The organism is Paraburkholderia sp. MPAMCS5, assembly GCF_036016995.1.
In the GTDB taxonomy this organism is placed as follows: Bacteria; Pseudomonadota; Gammaproteobacteria; order Burkholderiales; family Burkholderiaceae; genus Paraburkholderia.
Genome location: NZ_JAYXBK010000024.1, coordinates 14,458 through 30,181 on the forward strand (window position 1 = coordinate 14,458; position 15,724 = coordinate 30,181).

Sequence of the window (15,724 nt, forward strand, 5' to 3'; positions counted from 1 at the left end):
GACCTCCATCGCGTGTGGATTGCGCAAGGCAGGGATTGCCCGATCGCCTATTCGTAGTTCATGGTCGTCACGGCGGAAATGGGTATCGCGCCCACCAGTTGCGTGACGATCGTGCCGAGTCCCACGCCGCTATACGTGTAAGTGAGCGTGACCTTGAGCGGCTGTCCGGTCGTCGTGCCCGACGACTGATCGACGGCGACGCTCACGGGCGCCGCCGTGCCGAACGTGATCAGATACGTCGATGCATAGTTCTGCGCGACGGTGGTGATCTGCGCGGGCGTGAGTGGCGGCACCTTGTACATCACGCCCGCGCGCGCGGCTTCGCGGCTCGCATTGGTGATGACCGCCTTGTCGTAGAGCGCGATGCTGAACTCGACCATGCCGAATACGAGCAGCAGCAGAAGCGGCAAAATGAGTCCGAACTCGACCACCGCCACGCCCGCTTCCCGACGCGGCCGACGCCGGCGCGACGCGGCCAGACGCTGTAGCCTGCGGCCTTCGTGGTGCGCCGCGCGGGCCGGTTCACGACGCGGCGCTTCGTGCGGCGCAATCGAGTGCGCGCCCGCGAATGCCACCCAATGCCTTGTTCTATGGTTCATTTTTCATCCCCCTGTGCGCGCTGCCGTTTTTCATCGCATCGCTTAATGCTCTTCGTTCTGCCGGTTCTTCCCGCGGTTTTGTCCGATCGCCGCGCTCACGTGCCCAGCGTCGGCAACAGCGTGCGATAGATATGGATGAACGCCGGTCCCATCAGCACCGTCATCAGCGCCGGGAAAATGCAGAAGATGAGCGGAAACAGCAGCTTCAGCGCGATCTTCGCGGCGCGTTCCTCGGCGCGCATTCTGCGGCGCGTGCGCAGCGTGTCCGACATGACGCGCAGTGAAGCGCCGATGCTCGTGCCGAAGCGTTCCGCCTGCACCAGCATCGACGCAAACGTGTCGATGTCCTCGACACCCGTGCGCAACGCGAAGTTGCGCAGCGCCTTTTCCTTCGTGAAGCCCGAGCGCAATTCCAGCAGCATCAGCTGCAATTCGTTCGCGACCTCCGGGCTCGCCAGCGCCATTTCGTCGGCCACGCGCATCAGCGCGGCGTCCATGCCGAGGCCCGCTTCGACGCACACCGTCAGCAGGTCGAGCGCGTCCGGAAAGCCTTCGACAATCGCGCGCTGACGCTGTGCGCGACAACGCGTCAACACCACGTTCGGCGTGTAGTAGCCGATTGCGGCGAGCATCGCGAGAATCGTCGCGCTCACGGCGAACTGCCCGTTAAAGAGCGGCGTGCGCATCAATGCGACGAGACCGAGCAAGGGCAGCAACAACGCGAGCGCGGTTTTGGCGGCGAAGTAAAGCGCGGCCGCCGTCGATGAACGCCAGCCCGCGTTCATCAGGCGCAAGCGCAGCGGCGAGTCTTCCCAGCCTTCCTTCGGAATGGAAAGCTGCGAGATGGGACGCGAGATGTCCGCGATTTTCTCGGCCCATCCCGAGCCTTGAGCGGACAGTGCATCGGCCGACAGCGACACGCCGCCTGCCTGTTGAATGCGGCGCTGCATGTCTTTCGGCGCCATCCACCACATGAGCGCGACCACCGCGCCGAATGCGGCCATGAACACGCCGGCGAGCAGCAGCATGTTTCTAGAATCGAGTGCTTCCATCATGGTTCTCCCGTTTGGATTCTGTCGATGCGCGCGTGGCGTTACACGCGAATCCGCACGATCCGCCGCATCCACAGCACGCCGAACACCATCGAAACCAGCACCGATTCGATGACCTTGAGCCCGGCGGAGTCTTCCCACAGCACTTTGAGAAACCCCGGATTCAGCACATACATTCCGGCTGCCGCGGCGAACGGCAACACGCCGATAATCCATGCGGACAGGCGTCCTTCGGCGGACAACACGCGCACCTTGTCGAACAGCCGCAGCCGTTCGCGAACCAGTGATGCGATGCTGTCGAGAATCTCTGCGAGATTGCCGCCGGTTTCGCGCTGGATCAGCACGGCGATCACGAAGTAGCGCAGATCGCGAACCGGCACGCGCGTCGCGAGATTCAACAGCGCTTCGTTCAGCGTGACGCCGTAATTGATTTCATCGAAGACGATGCGGAATTCGCCGCCCGTCGGCTCCGCGAACTCGTTGCCAAGCATGCCGATCGCGCTCGAAAACGAATGGCCCGCTCGCAGCGCGCGGCTGATCATGTCGGCGGCTTCGGGCAACTGCCGCTCGAGAAGGCTCAGACGCTTTTTGCGAGCGCGCAACACGCGCAGTGTCGGAAACGCGAAGGCCGCGATGCAGGCCAGCGGCGTCACGACCGGCAGCACATGGATCGGCGCCAGGCTCGCCGCGAGCAGCACGAGCGCGAGCGCCACCACGCTGTGCGTGACGAGCCGTCCCACGGTGAGGCTCAAGCCGGATTGAAGAATGATCCGGTCGATCGCCTGGATGCGCGGCACGCGCATCATCAGCGCATGGACCGGCGCGGAGCCGCTCAGCATGCGCTCCTTCAGAATGGTCAGGCGCTCGGCCTGCACATTCGCGCCTGCCGACAGCGCGCGGATACGTTGATCGAGACGGCGCGCGGCGGGACCGTGATGATTGTTCCACCACTGATACAGCCCCTCGACGCCGAGGACCACGGCGATGAACAGCAGGACAGCGAAGGCGTAGAAGATCGGATTCATGGAAGCCTCACAAAGATGAGCCGTGTGCGCCGCGTGCCGCCGGCGCGAACGTCATGCGGTCTCGAAGCGCCGGCTCGGATCGTAGATCTGATCGGACAGCGCAATGCCGAACGCCTGCAGCCGCTCGGCGAACTTCGGTCTCACGCCGGTCGCGCAGTAGTGGCCGCGCACGGCGCCGTTCTGATCGACGCCCGTTCGTCTGAACGTGAAGATCTCCTGCATGTTGACGATCTCGCCTTCCATGCCCGTCAATTCCTGAATGCTGACGACCTTGCGCCGGCCGTCGGTCAAACGCGCGACCTGCACCACCACCGAAATCGCCGACGAAATCTGCTGGCGCAAATTCTTCGGCGGCAACGCGAGACCGGCGAGACTGATCATGTTTTCGAGGCGCGTCAGCGCATCGCGCGGCGTGTTCGCGTGAATCGTCGCGAGCGATCCTTCGTGGCCGGTGTTCATCGCGTTGAGCATGTCGAGCGCTTCCGCGCCGCGCACTTCACCGAGGATGATGCGATCGGGCCGCATCCGCAGCGCGTTGCGCACGAGCGTGCGTTGCGTGACCTCACCCCGTCCTTCGACATTCGGCGGCCGCGTTTCGAGGCGCAGCACGTGATGCTGACGCAGTTGCAATTCGGCCGCGTCCTCGATGGTCACCACGCGCTCGCCATCGGGAATGAAGCCCGAGAGAATGTTGAGCAGCGTGGTCTTGCCGCTGCCCGTGCCGCCCGACACCAGCACGTTGACCTTCGCGCGCGTGAGCGCGTCGAGCAGCTCGGCCATCGGCGCCGTGAGGCTGTGCGACGCGATGAGGTCCGCCATTTGCAGCGGATTCACCGCGAAACGCCGGATCGACATGAGCGGTCCATCCACGGCGGAAGGCGGAATGATGGCGTTCACGCGCGAGCCGTCCGGCAGGCGCGCGTCGACCATCGGGCTCGATTCGTCGATGCGCCGCCCGACGCGCGACACGATTTTCTCGATCACTTTCATCAGATGCGCGTCGTCATAGAACGTGACGTCGGTCAGTTCGAGGCGGCCGCGGCGCTCGACGTAAGTCGTGCGATGCGTGTTGACGAGAATGTCCGACACGGTCGGGTCGCGCAGCAGCGCTTCGAGCGGACCGAAGCCGAACATTTCGTCGTGAATGTCGATCATCAGCTGCTTGCGTTCGAGATCGTTGACGGGCGCTTTGTCTTCTTCGAGGATGCGCGCGATCAGTCCGCCGATTTCGTGACGAACCTGTTCGGGCGGTAGCCGCGCGAGACGTTCGAGTTCGACGCGATCGAGCACGCTTTCGTGAACTTTCCGCTTGAGCGCCTGATAGGCGGCGCGCGCCAGACCGAGCGGCGCGCGCGTGGCGGCCTGGCGCTCGGGCAGCGCATGGACCATCTGTGACGACATCTGTTCGCGTAGTGACATGAGATTCTCCTCGCTGATGTTGTGACGCCGTTGTTATGACGCCGTCGATTGCCGCTGCGTGGCGGTGCGGCCAAACAGCCGGCCGAGCAGCGGTTCATCGCGTTTCTTCTGCGGGACGGTGCCCGCCGACTGGTTGACGATGCTTTGCGCCAGCGCCTGCACGCCGCGCGACAGCGCGCTGTTGCGCGCGGTCTTCAAGACGGGCTCGCCGAGATTGACGGCGTCGCTGGCCGCTTGCGGGTCGTCGGCGATCAGATGCGAAGGGCGCTTGCCGAGCACCTGTTCGAGCGCGCGCGCGGCGCGTTCGTCGTGGCGGCGATGCCGGTTCACGAGCAGACGCAGCCGCTCCGGCGAATACGCGAGCGACACGAGAATGTCCTGTAGACGGCGAGCCGCCCGCACATACGGCATGCTGGCCTGAAGCACCATATGAATTTCGGCGCTGCGATCCAGCGCGACGATGGAAAGCGCATTGATGCTCTGGCCGAGGTCGAACAGCACGACGTCGTAACGCGGCGCCGCCACGCCCAGAATCCATTCGATCTGCTCTTCGCGGAGTTCGAGCGCCTTCAGCGGATCGCCCGCGCCCGCCAGCACGTGAAAGCCGGGTGTCACGTGCGCGAGCGACGCGTCGAGAAACGCGGCGTCCATGCGGTCGATCTGCGCGCACACTTGCGGCAACGTCGACGGCGGTTCCTGATCGCTCACGAGAAACGCGGCGTCGGCGAACATCGGATTCAGATCGACGAGCAGCACGCGCTTGCTGTGCAACGTGGCGATCGCGTGACCGACGTTCGCCGCGATCAGGCTCGTGCCCGCGCCGCCTTTGCACGAAATGAACGACACCATGTGCGTGTCGTGGCGAGCGTCCGCTGCATGCGGGGCGATGGCGCGTTGCACGGCGTCGTCGAGCGTGCGCGCGTCGAGCGGCCAGTTCAGCACGTCGCGGATGCCGGCGCGCATCGCGGCGATCAGCGTGTCGGGCGATGTCTGCGGCAAAAGCAGAAGGCACGTGAGGCGCGGATAGCGGTGCATCAGCACGTTGACCGACTCGAGTTCGGCGCGCTCGGGCGACGCCGCGTCGATGATCAGCACGTCGAACGCATCGAGACTGTCGCCGCGCTCCTGCAACGTGGACGGCGCGCCATGCATGCGAGTCGTCGTGCAATTGCCGCAGTTCGCGGCGAGGCGAACGAGTTCCGACATGCGGCCGGTGTGCTCGGAGTTGATGAGGATATTGATCATGATGGTGTCATCCGCGGAATCGTTGACTGATGGATTGCGGCGCCGCGCGCCGCGGTCCCTGTCACGTTGCCTAGTCGCCGTTTGCGGGCGGCGGCGTGGCCGCTCCCGAACCAGCGGCGCCGCTGCCGCCCACGCCGATCACGAACGCGTTGCCGCTCGTCGGCGGCGCCCTGAACGACGCGGTGTAGTTCGAGATCGCGCCGACGGCGGCCTTGCCGTCGATGCCCGGCGTGGACGGATGCTTCGACGCGGCGTCCGGATCGATGATCTGCGCTTGCGTGAAGCTCTTCACCGATTCGCCGAAGTGCCGGTCGAGGTCGGGCGTGGTCGACATGCAGGCGCTGAGCGCGATGCACGCCGGCACGAGTAACGCAGCCCAGCGCGAGAAGGAAAGAGTGCGATTGGTCATGATGTTTCTCCGAGGCTTGGCATTAGTTGTGAGCTTGCGCGGACGACGCGCGCGGCTTGTCGTTCGACGGCGCTTCGCGGGCGGCGATCAGTGCTGCTTTCGCCTCGACCCTTGCGGCGCGCGCGGCGGAGTCGTCGGCGGAAGTGAGCGCGGGCGTGCGTTGAGTGGGCGTGCCTTGAGCGGGCGCGGCGGCGTGCGGTTCGGGCAGCGGCGTGGCGAGTGCGGCGGGCGTCGGCACCATCGCGGACACAGGCGGCTCCGCTGCGTTCGGCGCAGCCGGCGCCTGCGGCTGCGACGGCGCGGGAGCCAAAGCGGGCGACGGCGCCGGGGCCGGCACGGGCGGAACGGGCTTGCCTTTACCGGCGGAATCGCGGCCTTCCATGTTGCCCATCAGATAGACGTCGGCTTCGTTCGGCGTCTTCAGGCGGTCCGTGGGCAGCGGCAGATTCGCCGCCGTTTGCAGCGGCTTCACGAGGTGCGGCGTGATGATGAACACGAGTTCGGTCCGGTCCTGCTGATACGACGTGCTTCTGAAGAGCGCGCCGAGCACCGGCACTTCGCCGACGCCAGGAATCGCCTTGAGCGTGCCCGTCGCGTTGTTCTTGATCAGCCCGCCGATCGCGAAGGTCTCGCCGTCGTTCATCTGCACGGTGGTGGACGCGCGGCGGGTGGTGATCAGCGGCAGAACCGTGAGGTTGTTCGTGTTCGTCGCGCCGACCGTGACGCCGGTGGACGACAGTTCCGAGACCTCGGGCGCGACCTTCAGGTTGATGCGGCCGCCCGCGAGCACGGTCGGCGTGAACTTCAGGCCGACGCCGAATTCCTCTTCCTGAAGAATGATGGTCGAGACGCCGTTGAGGCTGCTCTGCGGAATCGGAATGAAGACCTTGCCGCCCGCGAGGAACGTCGCTTCCTGGCCGCTCAACGTGACGAGATTCGGTTCGGCCAGAATCTTCACGAGGTTGTCGCCGTGCTGGCCGTCGAGCGCGACGTTGAACGGCTTGTTGTTCGCCTTGTTCACGTCGATGATGCTCGACACGCCCGCGAGCAGGCTGCTCACCAGTGCGCCGGTCCACGAGCCGAAGCCGCCCTGGATGTTCATGGCCGCGCCTAGCTGGTTGAGCACCGTCTTCGACACTTCGGCAACCTTGACTTCGAGCATCACCTGTTGCGGCGAATCGACGGTCATCATGTTCAGGACGGTGGCCGTTTTGCCGCCGGCGTTGCCGGTCATCCCGCCGTTCGCGCCCGGCAGCGTGCTGCGCGCATAGGCCTTGGCGATTTCCTGCGCCTGACTCGCGGCCTGGGCGCTGGACACGCGGCCGGCGAGCACCAGGTCCCCCGCGACCGTGGAGACGCGAATGTTCGGTTCATCGGGCATTAGTTGGGACAGCGAAGCTTGCAGGCCGCCGGAGTCTGCATTGACCACGACGTTGATCACTTCGCATGCGCCGCTCTTGCCCTGCACGATCATGTTCGTGGTGCCCACGGCCATGCCGACCACGTAGAGCGTTTGCGGCGACACCATGGTGGCCTGCGCGACGAGCGGATTGCCGAGCGTGCGGTTGCGCACCGGTTCGGCGGTTTGCATCAACGTGGATTTGCCGACCGGCACGACGAGGGTGCTCTGTTCGCTCGGCGTGCGCGTGCAGGCCGGGCCGCGAACGGGGGCGCTTTGCATCGGGCTCGGCGGCTGAGCCGGTGCGGGATTCATGCTGATGGTCATCTGCACCGGCCCATGCGACATGGGCATCGCCTTGCCGGCCATGCTGTTCTCCACGGCCTCCTGGGCCTGCACGCCATGTGCGGCGATCAGCGAAGCGCATACCGTTGTGGTCAGCAACGCAGCGCGCATCGCGTTGCCGTTCGTGAGCTTCCGTTGACTCGATTTCATTTCGTTATCTCCCCGTAGCCCGCTGCGAGCGAACTGTCGTGTGTGAGATGCCGTGGCATCGCACGATCGCGTGTGTGATTAAAAGCACTCCTGGCTACCTTGCACGCCCGATAGCACGCCGACGCAGTCGCGTTTCGGCGCGGGACGGGCCACGTATTTGACGCGCGCCGGCGCGGCCGCGACGACAGGCGCGGAGGCGACCACCGGCTTGCCGAGCAGCGTGATCTTGGTTGCGCCGCCGGTCGGCAACGCTCGGTCGTCGATCTGATTGCGCAACACGAGTGACAGGCTGCCGACGCTGCGCGCGAGGTCGAGCTTCTCGGCCTGGTCGGGCGTGACTTCGAGCGTGACCGCGTTGACGACCTTCGGCTGCGTGTCGTCGCGGCTTACTTGCTGGGCGACGGCGAGCACCAGAATCTTTTCGAGGACGATCTTCGAAATGCTCTGCTGCGGGTCGTTCTTTGCATCGGGCTCCTGAGTATTGACGATCACGTCGACGTAATTGCCCGGCAGCGCGAAGCCCGCGACGCCGACCACATCGTTCACGCGCACCGTGATGGCTCGCTTGCCTTCGCCGATCACCGCCGACAGTCCGCCCTTCGTCCCTTGCGGCGCGAGCTTGGACTCGATGACCGGCTCGCCCGGTTCGAGGCTCGTGCGCACCACGCGGCCGTCGAGCGCCTTCGGGTCCTTGAACGCGCCGGGCGGCACGCTTGCCGTGGGCCAGTTCACCGTGCGGATCATGCTGGGATTGAGCGGCTGGCCGAGACTCACTTCGGCGGTGGCGACCGCAACCGGCGTCACTGCCGACGACGACGTCTGCAACAGCCATCGCGACGCGAAGCCGACGGCGGCGAGACCTGCAAGCAGAGCCATTCCTAACATCACGATTGCGCGACTGGTTTTCATGGTGATACTCCTTTCATGAGTTGCTAAGGCACGTGCCGATCAAGTGCCGGCGTACCGTCTGCCGGATAAGGCGGTGGTGGAGGGAGGCGCCTCGTCATGCCCCGGCGCGCTGCCGAAGTAGCTGTGCCATGCATGAGTCAGGCGGTATTCGCTGACGACCGGCACCTCGCCGTGATAAAGCGCGAACGAATGCAGGACAGCGAGCAGATCGGCGGGATAGCACGCGAGAAACGGAGTGCGGCTGCGCAGATGCAATTGATGCAGCAGATACTCGAAGGCGCCGGGTTCGACTTCGAGGTTCAGCGCCGCGCATCGAGCGTCGAACAGGCGCCGATAGTCTTCGACGGACAGCGCGCCGACATGCAGCTTCGAGCCGAGCCGGCGCAGGAACGCGTTGTCGTTCAGTTCGACGGGCGTGAGGTTGGTCGAGAACACGGCCCACACATCGAAAGGGCTCACGAAACGCGCGCCCGATTGCAGCGCGAACTGATCGACGCCGCGATCGAGCGGCGTGATCCAGCGATTGAGCAGCTCGGCGGGCTCGACGCGTTGACGGCCGAGGTCGTCGACGACATACATGCCCATGTTCGCCTTCATATGCGGCGGCGCCTGATAGAAGCCGCTGTTGGCGTTGAACTGGAGATCGAGCATCGACAAGGTCAGCTCGCCGCCCGACATCACCATGGGCCGCTCGCATACGCGCCAGCGGCGGTCGGTGATGTCCGGCAGATCCTGCGCATGGCCGGCGCCGGCGTCGCGATGAATCAGCGGGTCGTGCAACTGGATCACGTCGCCGGCGACGTAAATGGCATAGGGAATGGGTACCGCGCCTTGCAGCAGCGTGCCGAGCTGTTCGGCGAGATAAGTCTTGCCGCTGCCGGCCGGGCCGTAGAACATGACGGGGCGGCCCGCATTCAACGCGGCCACGGCGGAATCGAGCAACGACATATCGGCGACGAAGCTCGCAAATGCCGCGCGCACTTCCGGCTGCGCAATGTGAACGTGCTTCACCGAATACTCGTTCACCACGCTCACATAGGCTTCGAGCGAGACCGGCGCGGGGCCGCAATACGTGGAGCGGCTCGCTTCGTGAGCGGCGAGTTCGCGCCCGGCATCGGTGAGTCGCAGATGAACATCGATATCGGCCGCGCCGCGATGCGCGATCTCGACGAGATGCTCGCGCACCAGAAAGCCGATCGTTTCTTCGAGCACGGCGGCCGTCAGGCAGTGCCGCACGATCAGATCGCCGAGCGACGACTTGCCGTTCTGCAAGATCGACTTCAGGATCAGGTGCGCGATGAAAAGCGCCGGCAATCCCGTGTCCGCGATGTTGCGCGGCGCGCGCAATGCGGCGGTGTTCGTGCGTGCCTGGACAGCGTCTTTTGCCGGCATCGAGTCCGCGTGTTTCGCGCTCGTTGCGTGATCGGTTGCCGTGCTGTGCTCGTTCATGTCGTACTCCCCGATGCCGCGCGCCGCTGTGGCGCGTGGCGGTGATCTTCGTGTTGTCTGTCTTTTTGGCCGGATCGTGGTCCGGCTTTCGTGTGCGCTTCGGTTAAACCGTCGCCGTCAGCAGCACGCCGATGGTGCCCGCCGCGATCGCCACGCCGTACGGCACCGAGCCCACCGATTCGATGGAAGCCGCGCCTGCGCCGCGTAAAGCGGGATGAGCGATGATTCGAAGGTTCGCCCAGACCCTGCGCAACTGGTGACGCCGCGCGGTCCGCGCGAGCATCCATATGCCGCCGATCACGCACGTTGCGAGCGCGGCATAGAACACGAGCGATGTGCCGATCCATGCGCCCACCATCGCGAGCAGCTTCACGTCGCCCGCGGCCATGCCCCGCACGAGATAGAACGGCAGGAAGAGTGCGAGCCCCGCAACGGCGCCCGTCATCCATGCGATGGCGCCGGCTTCCATTCCCTTCAGCCAGCACTGCACGAAAAGCGCACCGAGCAGACCTGCGCCGACCAGCACGTTGGGAATGCGCCGGCACTGGATGTCCGTGCTGGCGGCGGCAATCACGAACGCGATGACGCAGGGTGCGATCGGTGGCGGGACGTTGGCGGTGATCAACATGTCGGGCTCTCGTCGGTGAAATCGGACATCGAAAGAGGGCGATGCGATGGACGGTCACGCCAGCGTGGCTCGTCCATCGGCACCTTGCGCGAAACTAGGCCAGGTAGCCGGAGATCGCGATGAACTTTGCTTCGAGGTTGGTCCCGACGGCGGTCACACCGACCACGATGGCGAGCGCGATGAGCGTTGCAATGAGGCCGTACTCGATGGCGGTGACGCCTTCTTCGTCGCGGATGAACGTGTTGATGGACTTGATGAACGATTGCATGTCGACTCCCTTATGAACTTGAAGACGGCCGTGCGGGCCGGGCAACACGTTGTAAAAGCGGTGGCGGCGGAGAGGGCGCTTGTGCGATTCGTCCGCCGGCACCGTCAAAGGATTACGCGAGCTTGGTCGAGATCAGGGTGAACTTGGCTCCGAGGTTGGTGCCGACGGCCGTCACGCCCACGATGATGGCCAGAGCGATCAGCGTGGCGATCAGGCCATACTCGATGGCGGTCACGCCTTCTTCGTCGCGAACGAATGCCTTGGCGCTGTTGATGAACGATTTCATGATTTATCTCCCTTAGGATGACTAACTTAGGTGTTATCGGATAGCTACGGTTTGGGTACAACGTGCTGCATTGCTACGGGTGCTACAGGAAAACGCGTCCGCACGCTGTGCGAGACAGCGGACGAACTGGAGCCGCGAGCGGCTCGCCACGATTCATGTGCTGGAGATCGCGCTGCGTGTGCGGGCGGCAAGAAGCCGGGCACAGGAGCGACGTATTGAAACCGGCCGCGAGGCGCGGTGCCGTGACGCGGCTTGCGATGCGCATCGCGCACGGCAACACCGTTGCATTCGGAATGGCTAGGGTCATTTTCTTGTACTCCTTGTCTTCTTCTGTCAGCCGGTTCGTTCTTCTCGACGCTTCTGGACGAGCATCAGAGAAGCCCCCGTCGGCATCGACCTGGTCATGGGTCATGTCGCCGGCTGTGTGAAAACATAAAGGCAAGGAGTGGGCCAGCTTGAGTCGCCCCACGAACGCATGGGGCTTGCAGCCGTTCAGCTACATTCTTCCGAACTGCGACGCGAGAAAATCTGACCGAGTTGCTTCACTTCTGCATCATCGCGAAGTCATTGTTGCCGGTGGGCGAAACGGCTGTCCGCCGCCATGGTTCTGGTGCGCAAGCCAGAGTTAGGGATTTGACGGGGTACATCAAAAGTGAATGTGCCCGCTAGATCGGGGCTGTTTGCGAGGCCCATGTCGTATGGAACCGTTGCAAGTTTGAAACGTGGGTAGTTTAAGCGCGCATTTCACACCAACGTGTGGCGGTTTTGCGCGTGCACTGGAGCACGCAAGACGAAAAAACCGGTGTTCGCCAACGCACATTTCTCGATGGATTCGGAGGCGGCGGCTCAATGTCGAGGGGCTTGGCGCCGAACGAAACCGCCTTCGATGCAGGACTCGCGAATCGAGTACGCGTTAGGCCGGCAACGGCACGTCTTCGATCAATCCGGCTTTCACAGCACGAATCCTGCGATCCACGAAATAGCCGCCGCCTTCGGTGTAGCGCAAATAAAGCCGCCCGCAGAGCGAGCATTGCCACACGGCGCAGCGGTTGTACGGAAAGTAGCGCGGGGCGATGGGCGCGTCGGCGGACCAATAGCTGGTTTTGCCCGGCAGATATTCGCTGAAGGTCGGCTCGGGATCGTCTTCCGGCAGCAGCGTGCCGATTTCGTCGAATTGCGTTTCGTCTAGAGAAAGAGGCTGTGATTGCCAGCCGTCGAGCGGCGTTTTCGTGCATGCACACGGCGCGGTTGCGCGCGCCTCGGCGGCGCGCGCGAGTTCGAGAAGCGTTGCAGCGTTCAGATATTGCGCCATGAAGGCTCACTGTCGGGTGTTCATCATCCTGTCTCGTTGAGGGGCGACCCACGAACGGTCGAAGCTGCCTTCAGCAATCGACTTCAGGATCGCCGCCTCCTTCGCATGCTGCCGGCGCGCGCTTTCTATCACGGCTTCGACATCGGCGGGCGCGATTGCGAGCAGACCGTCTTCATCGCCGACAATGATATCGCCTGGATGCACCACCGTGCCACCCACGGTGACGGGCACGTTGATCTCGCCGGGGCCGTTCTTGTAGGGGCCGCGATGCGTGACGCCGCGCGCATAGACCGGAAAGTCGCGTTGACGCAGCGCCCCGACATCGCGTATGGCGCCGTCGATGACAAGTCCCTGAACGCCGAGACTTTCCGCGAAACTCGCCATGATTTCGCCCATCAGCGCTTGCGTGAGATCCCCCGCGCCGTCGATCACGAGCACATCGCCGGGCCTGCAAAAATCGAACGCGCGATGAATCGCAAGATTGTCGCCGGGCCGCGTATGCACGGTGACAGCCGTGCCGGCGAGCGGCTTCGGTCGATGGTAAGGCCGCAAGCCGAGCATGCCGCTCGCGCGCGCCATGTTGTCGCTGAGCAGCGAGACCGCGAGTTCGCGCAAGGCGTCGAGCGTGGCGGGGCGAGCCTGGGGCGCGGACTCGTATTCGCGCCATCCGATCGGATTCATACGGTGGCTCCTTGCGCGGCGGCTTGTCGTTCGAGTTGACGCGAGAGCCGCGGGTACACAGCGCGGGCATTGTCTTCATAGATGCGTTGACGGTCCGCGTCGCTGAGCCATTCGATCGCATCGATATAGCGGCGTGTATCGTCGTAATGATGACCCGTCTCCGGATCGATGCCCTGCACCGCGCCGATCGTCTCCGACGCGAACAGAATGTTCTCGACCGGAATGACTTTGGCGAGCAGTTCCGCGCCGGGCTGGTGATACACGCATGTGTCGAAGAACACGTTTTTCAGCAGATAGTCGCGCAGCAGCGGACGCTTCATGTCCTGCGCGAGGCCGCGATAGCGTCCCCAGTGATACGGGACCGCGCCGCCGCCGTGCGGAATGATGAAACGCAGCGTGGGGAAATCCGCGAACAGATCGCCCGTGAGCAACTGCATGAACGCCGACGTGTCGCCGTTGATGTAATGCGCGCCTGTGGCGTGAAAATTCGGATTGCACGACGACGACACGTGAATCATCGCGGGCACGTCGAGTTCGACCATGGCTTCATACAGCGGATACCACGAACGGTCGGTGAGCGGCAAACCGGCCCAGTGACCACCCGAAGGATCGGGATTCAGATTGCAGCCGATAAAGCCGAGTTCTTCCACGCAGCGCCGCAATTCGTCGATGCAATTCGCGGGCGCCACGCCCGGCGCTTGCGGTAACTGGCATACGCCGACAAAGTTGCGCGGAAAGAGCGAGCACACGCGATGCACGAGGTCGTTGCATTCGCGCGACCACGACGCGTTCGCTTCGGCGGTCGCGAGATGGTGGCCCATGCTCGCGGCGCGCGGCGAGAAGATCGTGAGGTCGGTTCCGCGTTCGCGCTGAATGCGCAACTGGCCGGCTTCGATGCTCTCGCGGATTTCATCGTCGCCGATAGCGGGACGTGGCGGCGGCGTATGACCGTCCTTCAGCGCGGCGATCTGCTGCGCGCGCCACGCTTCGTGCTGCGGCGGCGAGGTCGTGTAATGCCCGTGACAATCGATGATCATGGTGTGCAATTACCTGTTGGTTATCGTCATGCGTTGATGCTGCTGCTGTGCTGTCGCGCGGTACGTTTTTGTGAATCACACGCGCGGCGCCGCGTCGCCGGGCGCGAGCGAGGCCGCTTCTTCGTCCGATGCCGTGACACGCATCACGAGTGCGATGATGGTCGAGACCACGAGAAAGGCCGCGATCGTCAGCAGCGCGAGTTTGAAGTTGCCCGTCGCGTTGCGCACGAGACCGATGCTCCACGGACCAACCAGTCCGCCGAACTGCGCGATGGTGTTGATGAGTGCGATGGTCGCAGCGCCCGCCGCACCGGTTCTGAACGACGACGCGAGACTCCAGAACAGCGGGTTGCCTGCATAGATGAACAGGCCGGTCACGCACAGCAGCAGATACGCGACGATCGGATTCGGTGCATAGGCGCTGCCGGCAATGGCGAGCGCGCTCATGCCGTACACGAACGCGAGGTGTTTCTTGCGATCGCCGGTGCGATCGGAACTGCGGCTGATCAGGAAGGTGCCGAGCACGCCGAGCAGCGGAGGCGCCGCGGAAAGAAAGCCCACTTCGATATTCGTTAGATGTCCAAGGCTTTTTACGATTTGCGGCAGCCACAGGAACAGGCCATAAATGCCGACGAGCGCGCAGCCGAACAGGCAGGCGAGACTCCACACGCGAATGTCGCTTGCCACGCGCAACAGCGGGAAATGAGTGTTGCCGCCCAACGCCTCGCGTTCGCCGGCGAGCGTGGATTCGAGCCAGCGCTTTTCGTCGGCGGAAAGCCAGTTTGCGTCGGCGGGGCGTTCGGTCATGATGCGCAGCGTGAGCAGACCGAGCAGCATCGCGGGAACACCTTCGAGAATGAACATCCACTGCCAGCCGTGAAGGCCGAGAATGCCGTTCGCGTAGGTCATCAGCGCGGTGGAAATGGGGCCGCCGAGTACCGCGGAAAACGAGCCCGCGATGATGTAGCCGCCCACCGCACGCGCCCGGTAACGCACCGGAAACCACTTGGTCAGATAGACGGCGACGCCGGGCAGAAAGCCCGCTTCCATCACGCCGAGCAGAAAGCGCAGCACGTAGAAGCTCGTGTCGTTGAACACGAACGCAGTGACCGCAGCGACCGCGCCCCACGTCAACAGAATGCGCGCGATCCAGCGGCGCGCGCCCACGCGATGCAACAGCAGGTTGCTCGGTACTTCGAGCAGCATGTAGCCGAAAAAGAAAATGCTGCCCGCGAATCCGAACACAGCGGGGCTGAAGCCCAACTGCTTGTTCATGTCCAGCGCGGCGAAACCAATGTTGATGCGGTCGAGGTAATTAAAGAACATCATGGCGAAAAGCAGAGGCATCAGGCGCCCATATACCTTTCGCATGGTTGCGGCTTCGTCGATCGGATTCATCCTGTCTCCTACCTTGCGGCAACGGCGATAGCCGTCCTCGCGTTCTTGTCATGTATGCCGCCAATGATAAGAACGCGCGCGCATGGAGTCCAAGACCGGTTGCTTATGCTTGT

17 protein-coding genes are annotated in these 15,724 nt (G+C 64.0%); all 17 read right to left on the reverse strand.

Annotated elements, in window-relative coordinates; all coding sequences use genetic code 11:
* Positions 1–47: 47 nt before the first annotated feature.
* Positions 48–599, reverse strand: coding sequence for a TadE family protein (locus VOM14_RS29865; protein ID WP_327632329.1), 552 nt, complete (start codon positions 597–599; stop codon positions 48–50).
* 95 nt (positions 600–694) lie between these two features.
* On the reverse strand, positions 695–1,651 hold the full coding sequence (locus tag VOM14_RS29870; RefSeq protein WP_327632369.1) for a type II secretion system F family protein: 957 nt from the start codon (positions 1,649–1,651) through the stop codon (positions 695–697).
* 41 nt (positions 1,652–1,692) lie between these two features.
* Entirely contained in the window at positions 1,693–2,676 is a 984-nt protein-coding gene (locus VOM14_RS29875; RefSeq protein WP_327632330.1) for a type II secretion system F family protein, read from the reverse strand.
* Positions 2,677–2,727: 51 nt separating this feature from the next.
* A complete protein-coding gene (locus VOM14_RS29880) occupies positions 2,728–4,095 on the reverse strand; it encodes a CpaF family protein (protein ID WP_327632331.1) in 1,368 nt (455 codons plus the stop codon).
* A 33-nt stretch (positions 4,096–4,128) separates the two neighbouring features.
* On the reverse strand, positions 4,129–5,340 hold the full coding sequence (locus VOM14_RS29885; protein ID WP_327632332.1) for an AAA family ATPase: 1,212 nt from the start codon (positions 5,338–5,340) through the stop codon (positions 4,129–4,131).
* 70 nt (positions 5,341–5,410) lie between these two features.
* Positions 5,411–5,749 carry a hypothetical protein gene (locus VOM14_RS29890; RefSeq protein ID WP_327632333.1) on the reverse strand — a complete coding sequence of 113 codons (339 nt, stop codon included), beginning with the start codon at positions 5,747–5,749 and terminating at the stop codon, positions 5,411–5,413.
* A 22-nt stretch (positions 5,750–5,771) separates the two neighbouring features.
* Entirely contained in the window at positions 5,772–7,643 is a 1,872-nt protein-coding gene (locus VOM14_RS29895; protein WP_327632334.1) for a type II and III secretion system protein family protein, read from the reverse strand.
* A 78-nt stretch (positions 7,644–7,721) separates the two neighbouring features.
* Positions 7,722–8,552: a Flp pilus assembly protein CpaB gene (cpaB, locus tag VOM14_RS29900; RefSeq protein ID WP_327632335.1), complete on the reverse strand. Its 831-nt coding sequence runs from the start codon at positions 8,550–8,552 to the stop codon at positions 7,722–7,724.
* 39 nt (positions 8,553–8,591) lie between these two features.
* Positions 8,592–10,001: an ATP-binding protein gene (locus tag VOM14_RS29905; protein ID WP_442955604.1), complete on the reverse strand. Its 1,410-nt coding sequence runs from the start codon at positions 9,999–10,001 to the stop codon at positions 8,592–8,594.
* 103 nt (positions 10,002–10,104) lie between these two features.
* Positions 10,105–10,629 carry an A24 family peptidase gene (locus tag VOM14_RS29910; protein ID WP_327632337.1) on the reverse strand — a complete coding sequence of 175 codons (525 nt, stop codon included), beginning with the start codon at positions 10,627–10,629 and terminating at the stop codon, positions 10,105–10,107.
* Positions 10,630–10,723: 94 nt separating this feature from the next.
* The gene (locus VOM14_RS29915) at positions 10,724–10,897 is read right to left on the reverse strand and encodes a Flp family type IVb pilin (protein ID WP_327632338.1); all 174 of its coding nucleotides are present in this window, start codon (positions 10,895–10,897) and stop codon (positions 10,724–10,726) included.
* 112 nt (positions 10,898–11,009) lie between these two features.
* A complete protein-coding gene (locus VOM14_RS29920; protein WP_327632339.1) occupies positions 11,010–11,183 on the reverse strand; it encodes a Flp family type IVb pilin in 174 nt (57 codons plus the stop codon).
* An 82-nt stretch (positions 11,184–11,265) separates the two neighbouring features.
* Positions 11,266–11,490: a hypothetical protein gene (locus VOM14_RS29925; protein WP_327632340.1), complete on the reverse strand. Its 225-nt coding sequence runs from the start codon at positions 11,488–11,490 to the stop codon at positions 11,266–11,268.
* Between the two features lie 606 nt (positions 11,491–12,096).
* Positions 12,097–12,495 carry a hypothetical protein gene (locus VOM14_RS29930; RefSeq protein WP_327632341.1) on the reverse strand — a complete coding sequence of 133 codons (399 nt, stop codon included), beginning with the start codon at positions 12,493–12,495 and terminating at the stop codon, positions 12,097–12,099.
* Between the two features lie 6 nt (positions 12,496–12,501).
* A complete protein-coding gene (locus VOM14_RS29935) occupies positions 12,502–13,176 on the reverse strand; it encodes an RraA family protein (RefSeq protein WP_327632342.1) in 675 nt (224 codons plus the stop codon).
* Entirely contained in the window at positions 13,173–14,213 is a 1,041-nt protein-coding gene (locus tag VOM14_RS29940) for an amidohydrolase family protein (RefSeq protein WP_327632343.1), read from the reverse strand. The genes VOM14_RS29935 and VOM14_RS29940 overlap by 4 nt, the downstream gene beginning before the upstream one ends.
* Positions 14,214–14,288: 75 nt before the next feature.
* Entirely contained in the window at positions 14,289–15,611 is a 1,323-nt protein-coding gene (locus tag VOM14_RS29945) for an MFS transporter (protein ID WP_327632344.1), read from the reverse strand.
* Positions 15,612–15,724: the final 113 nt, after the last annotated feature.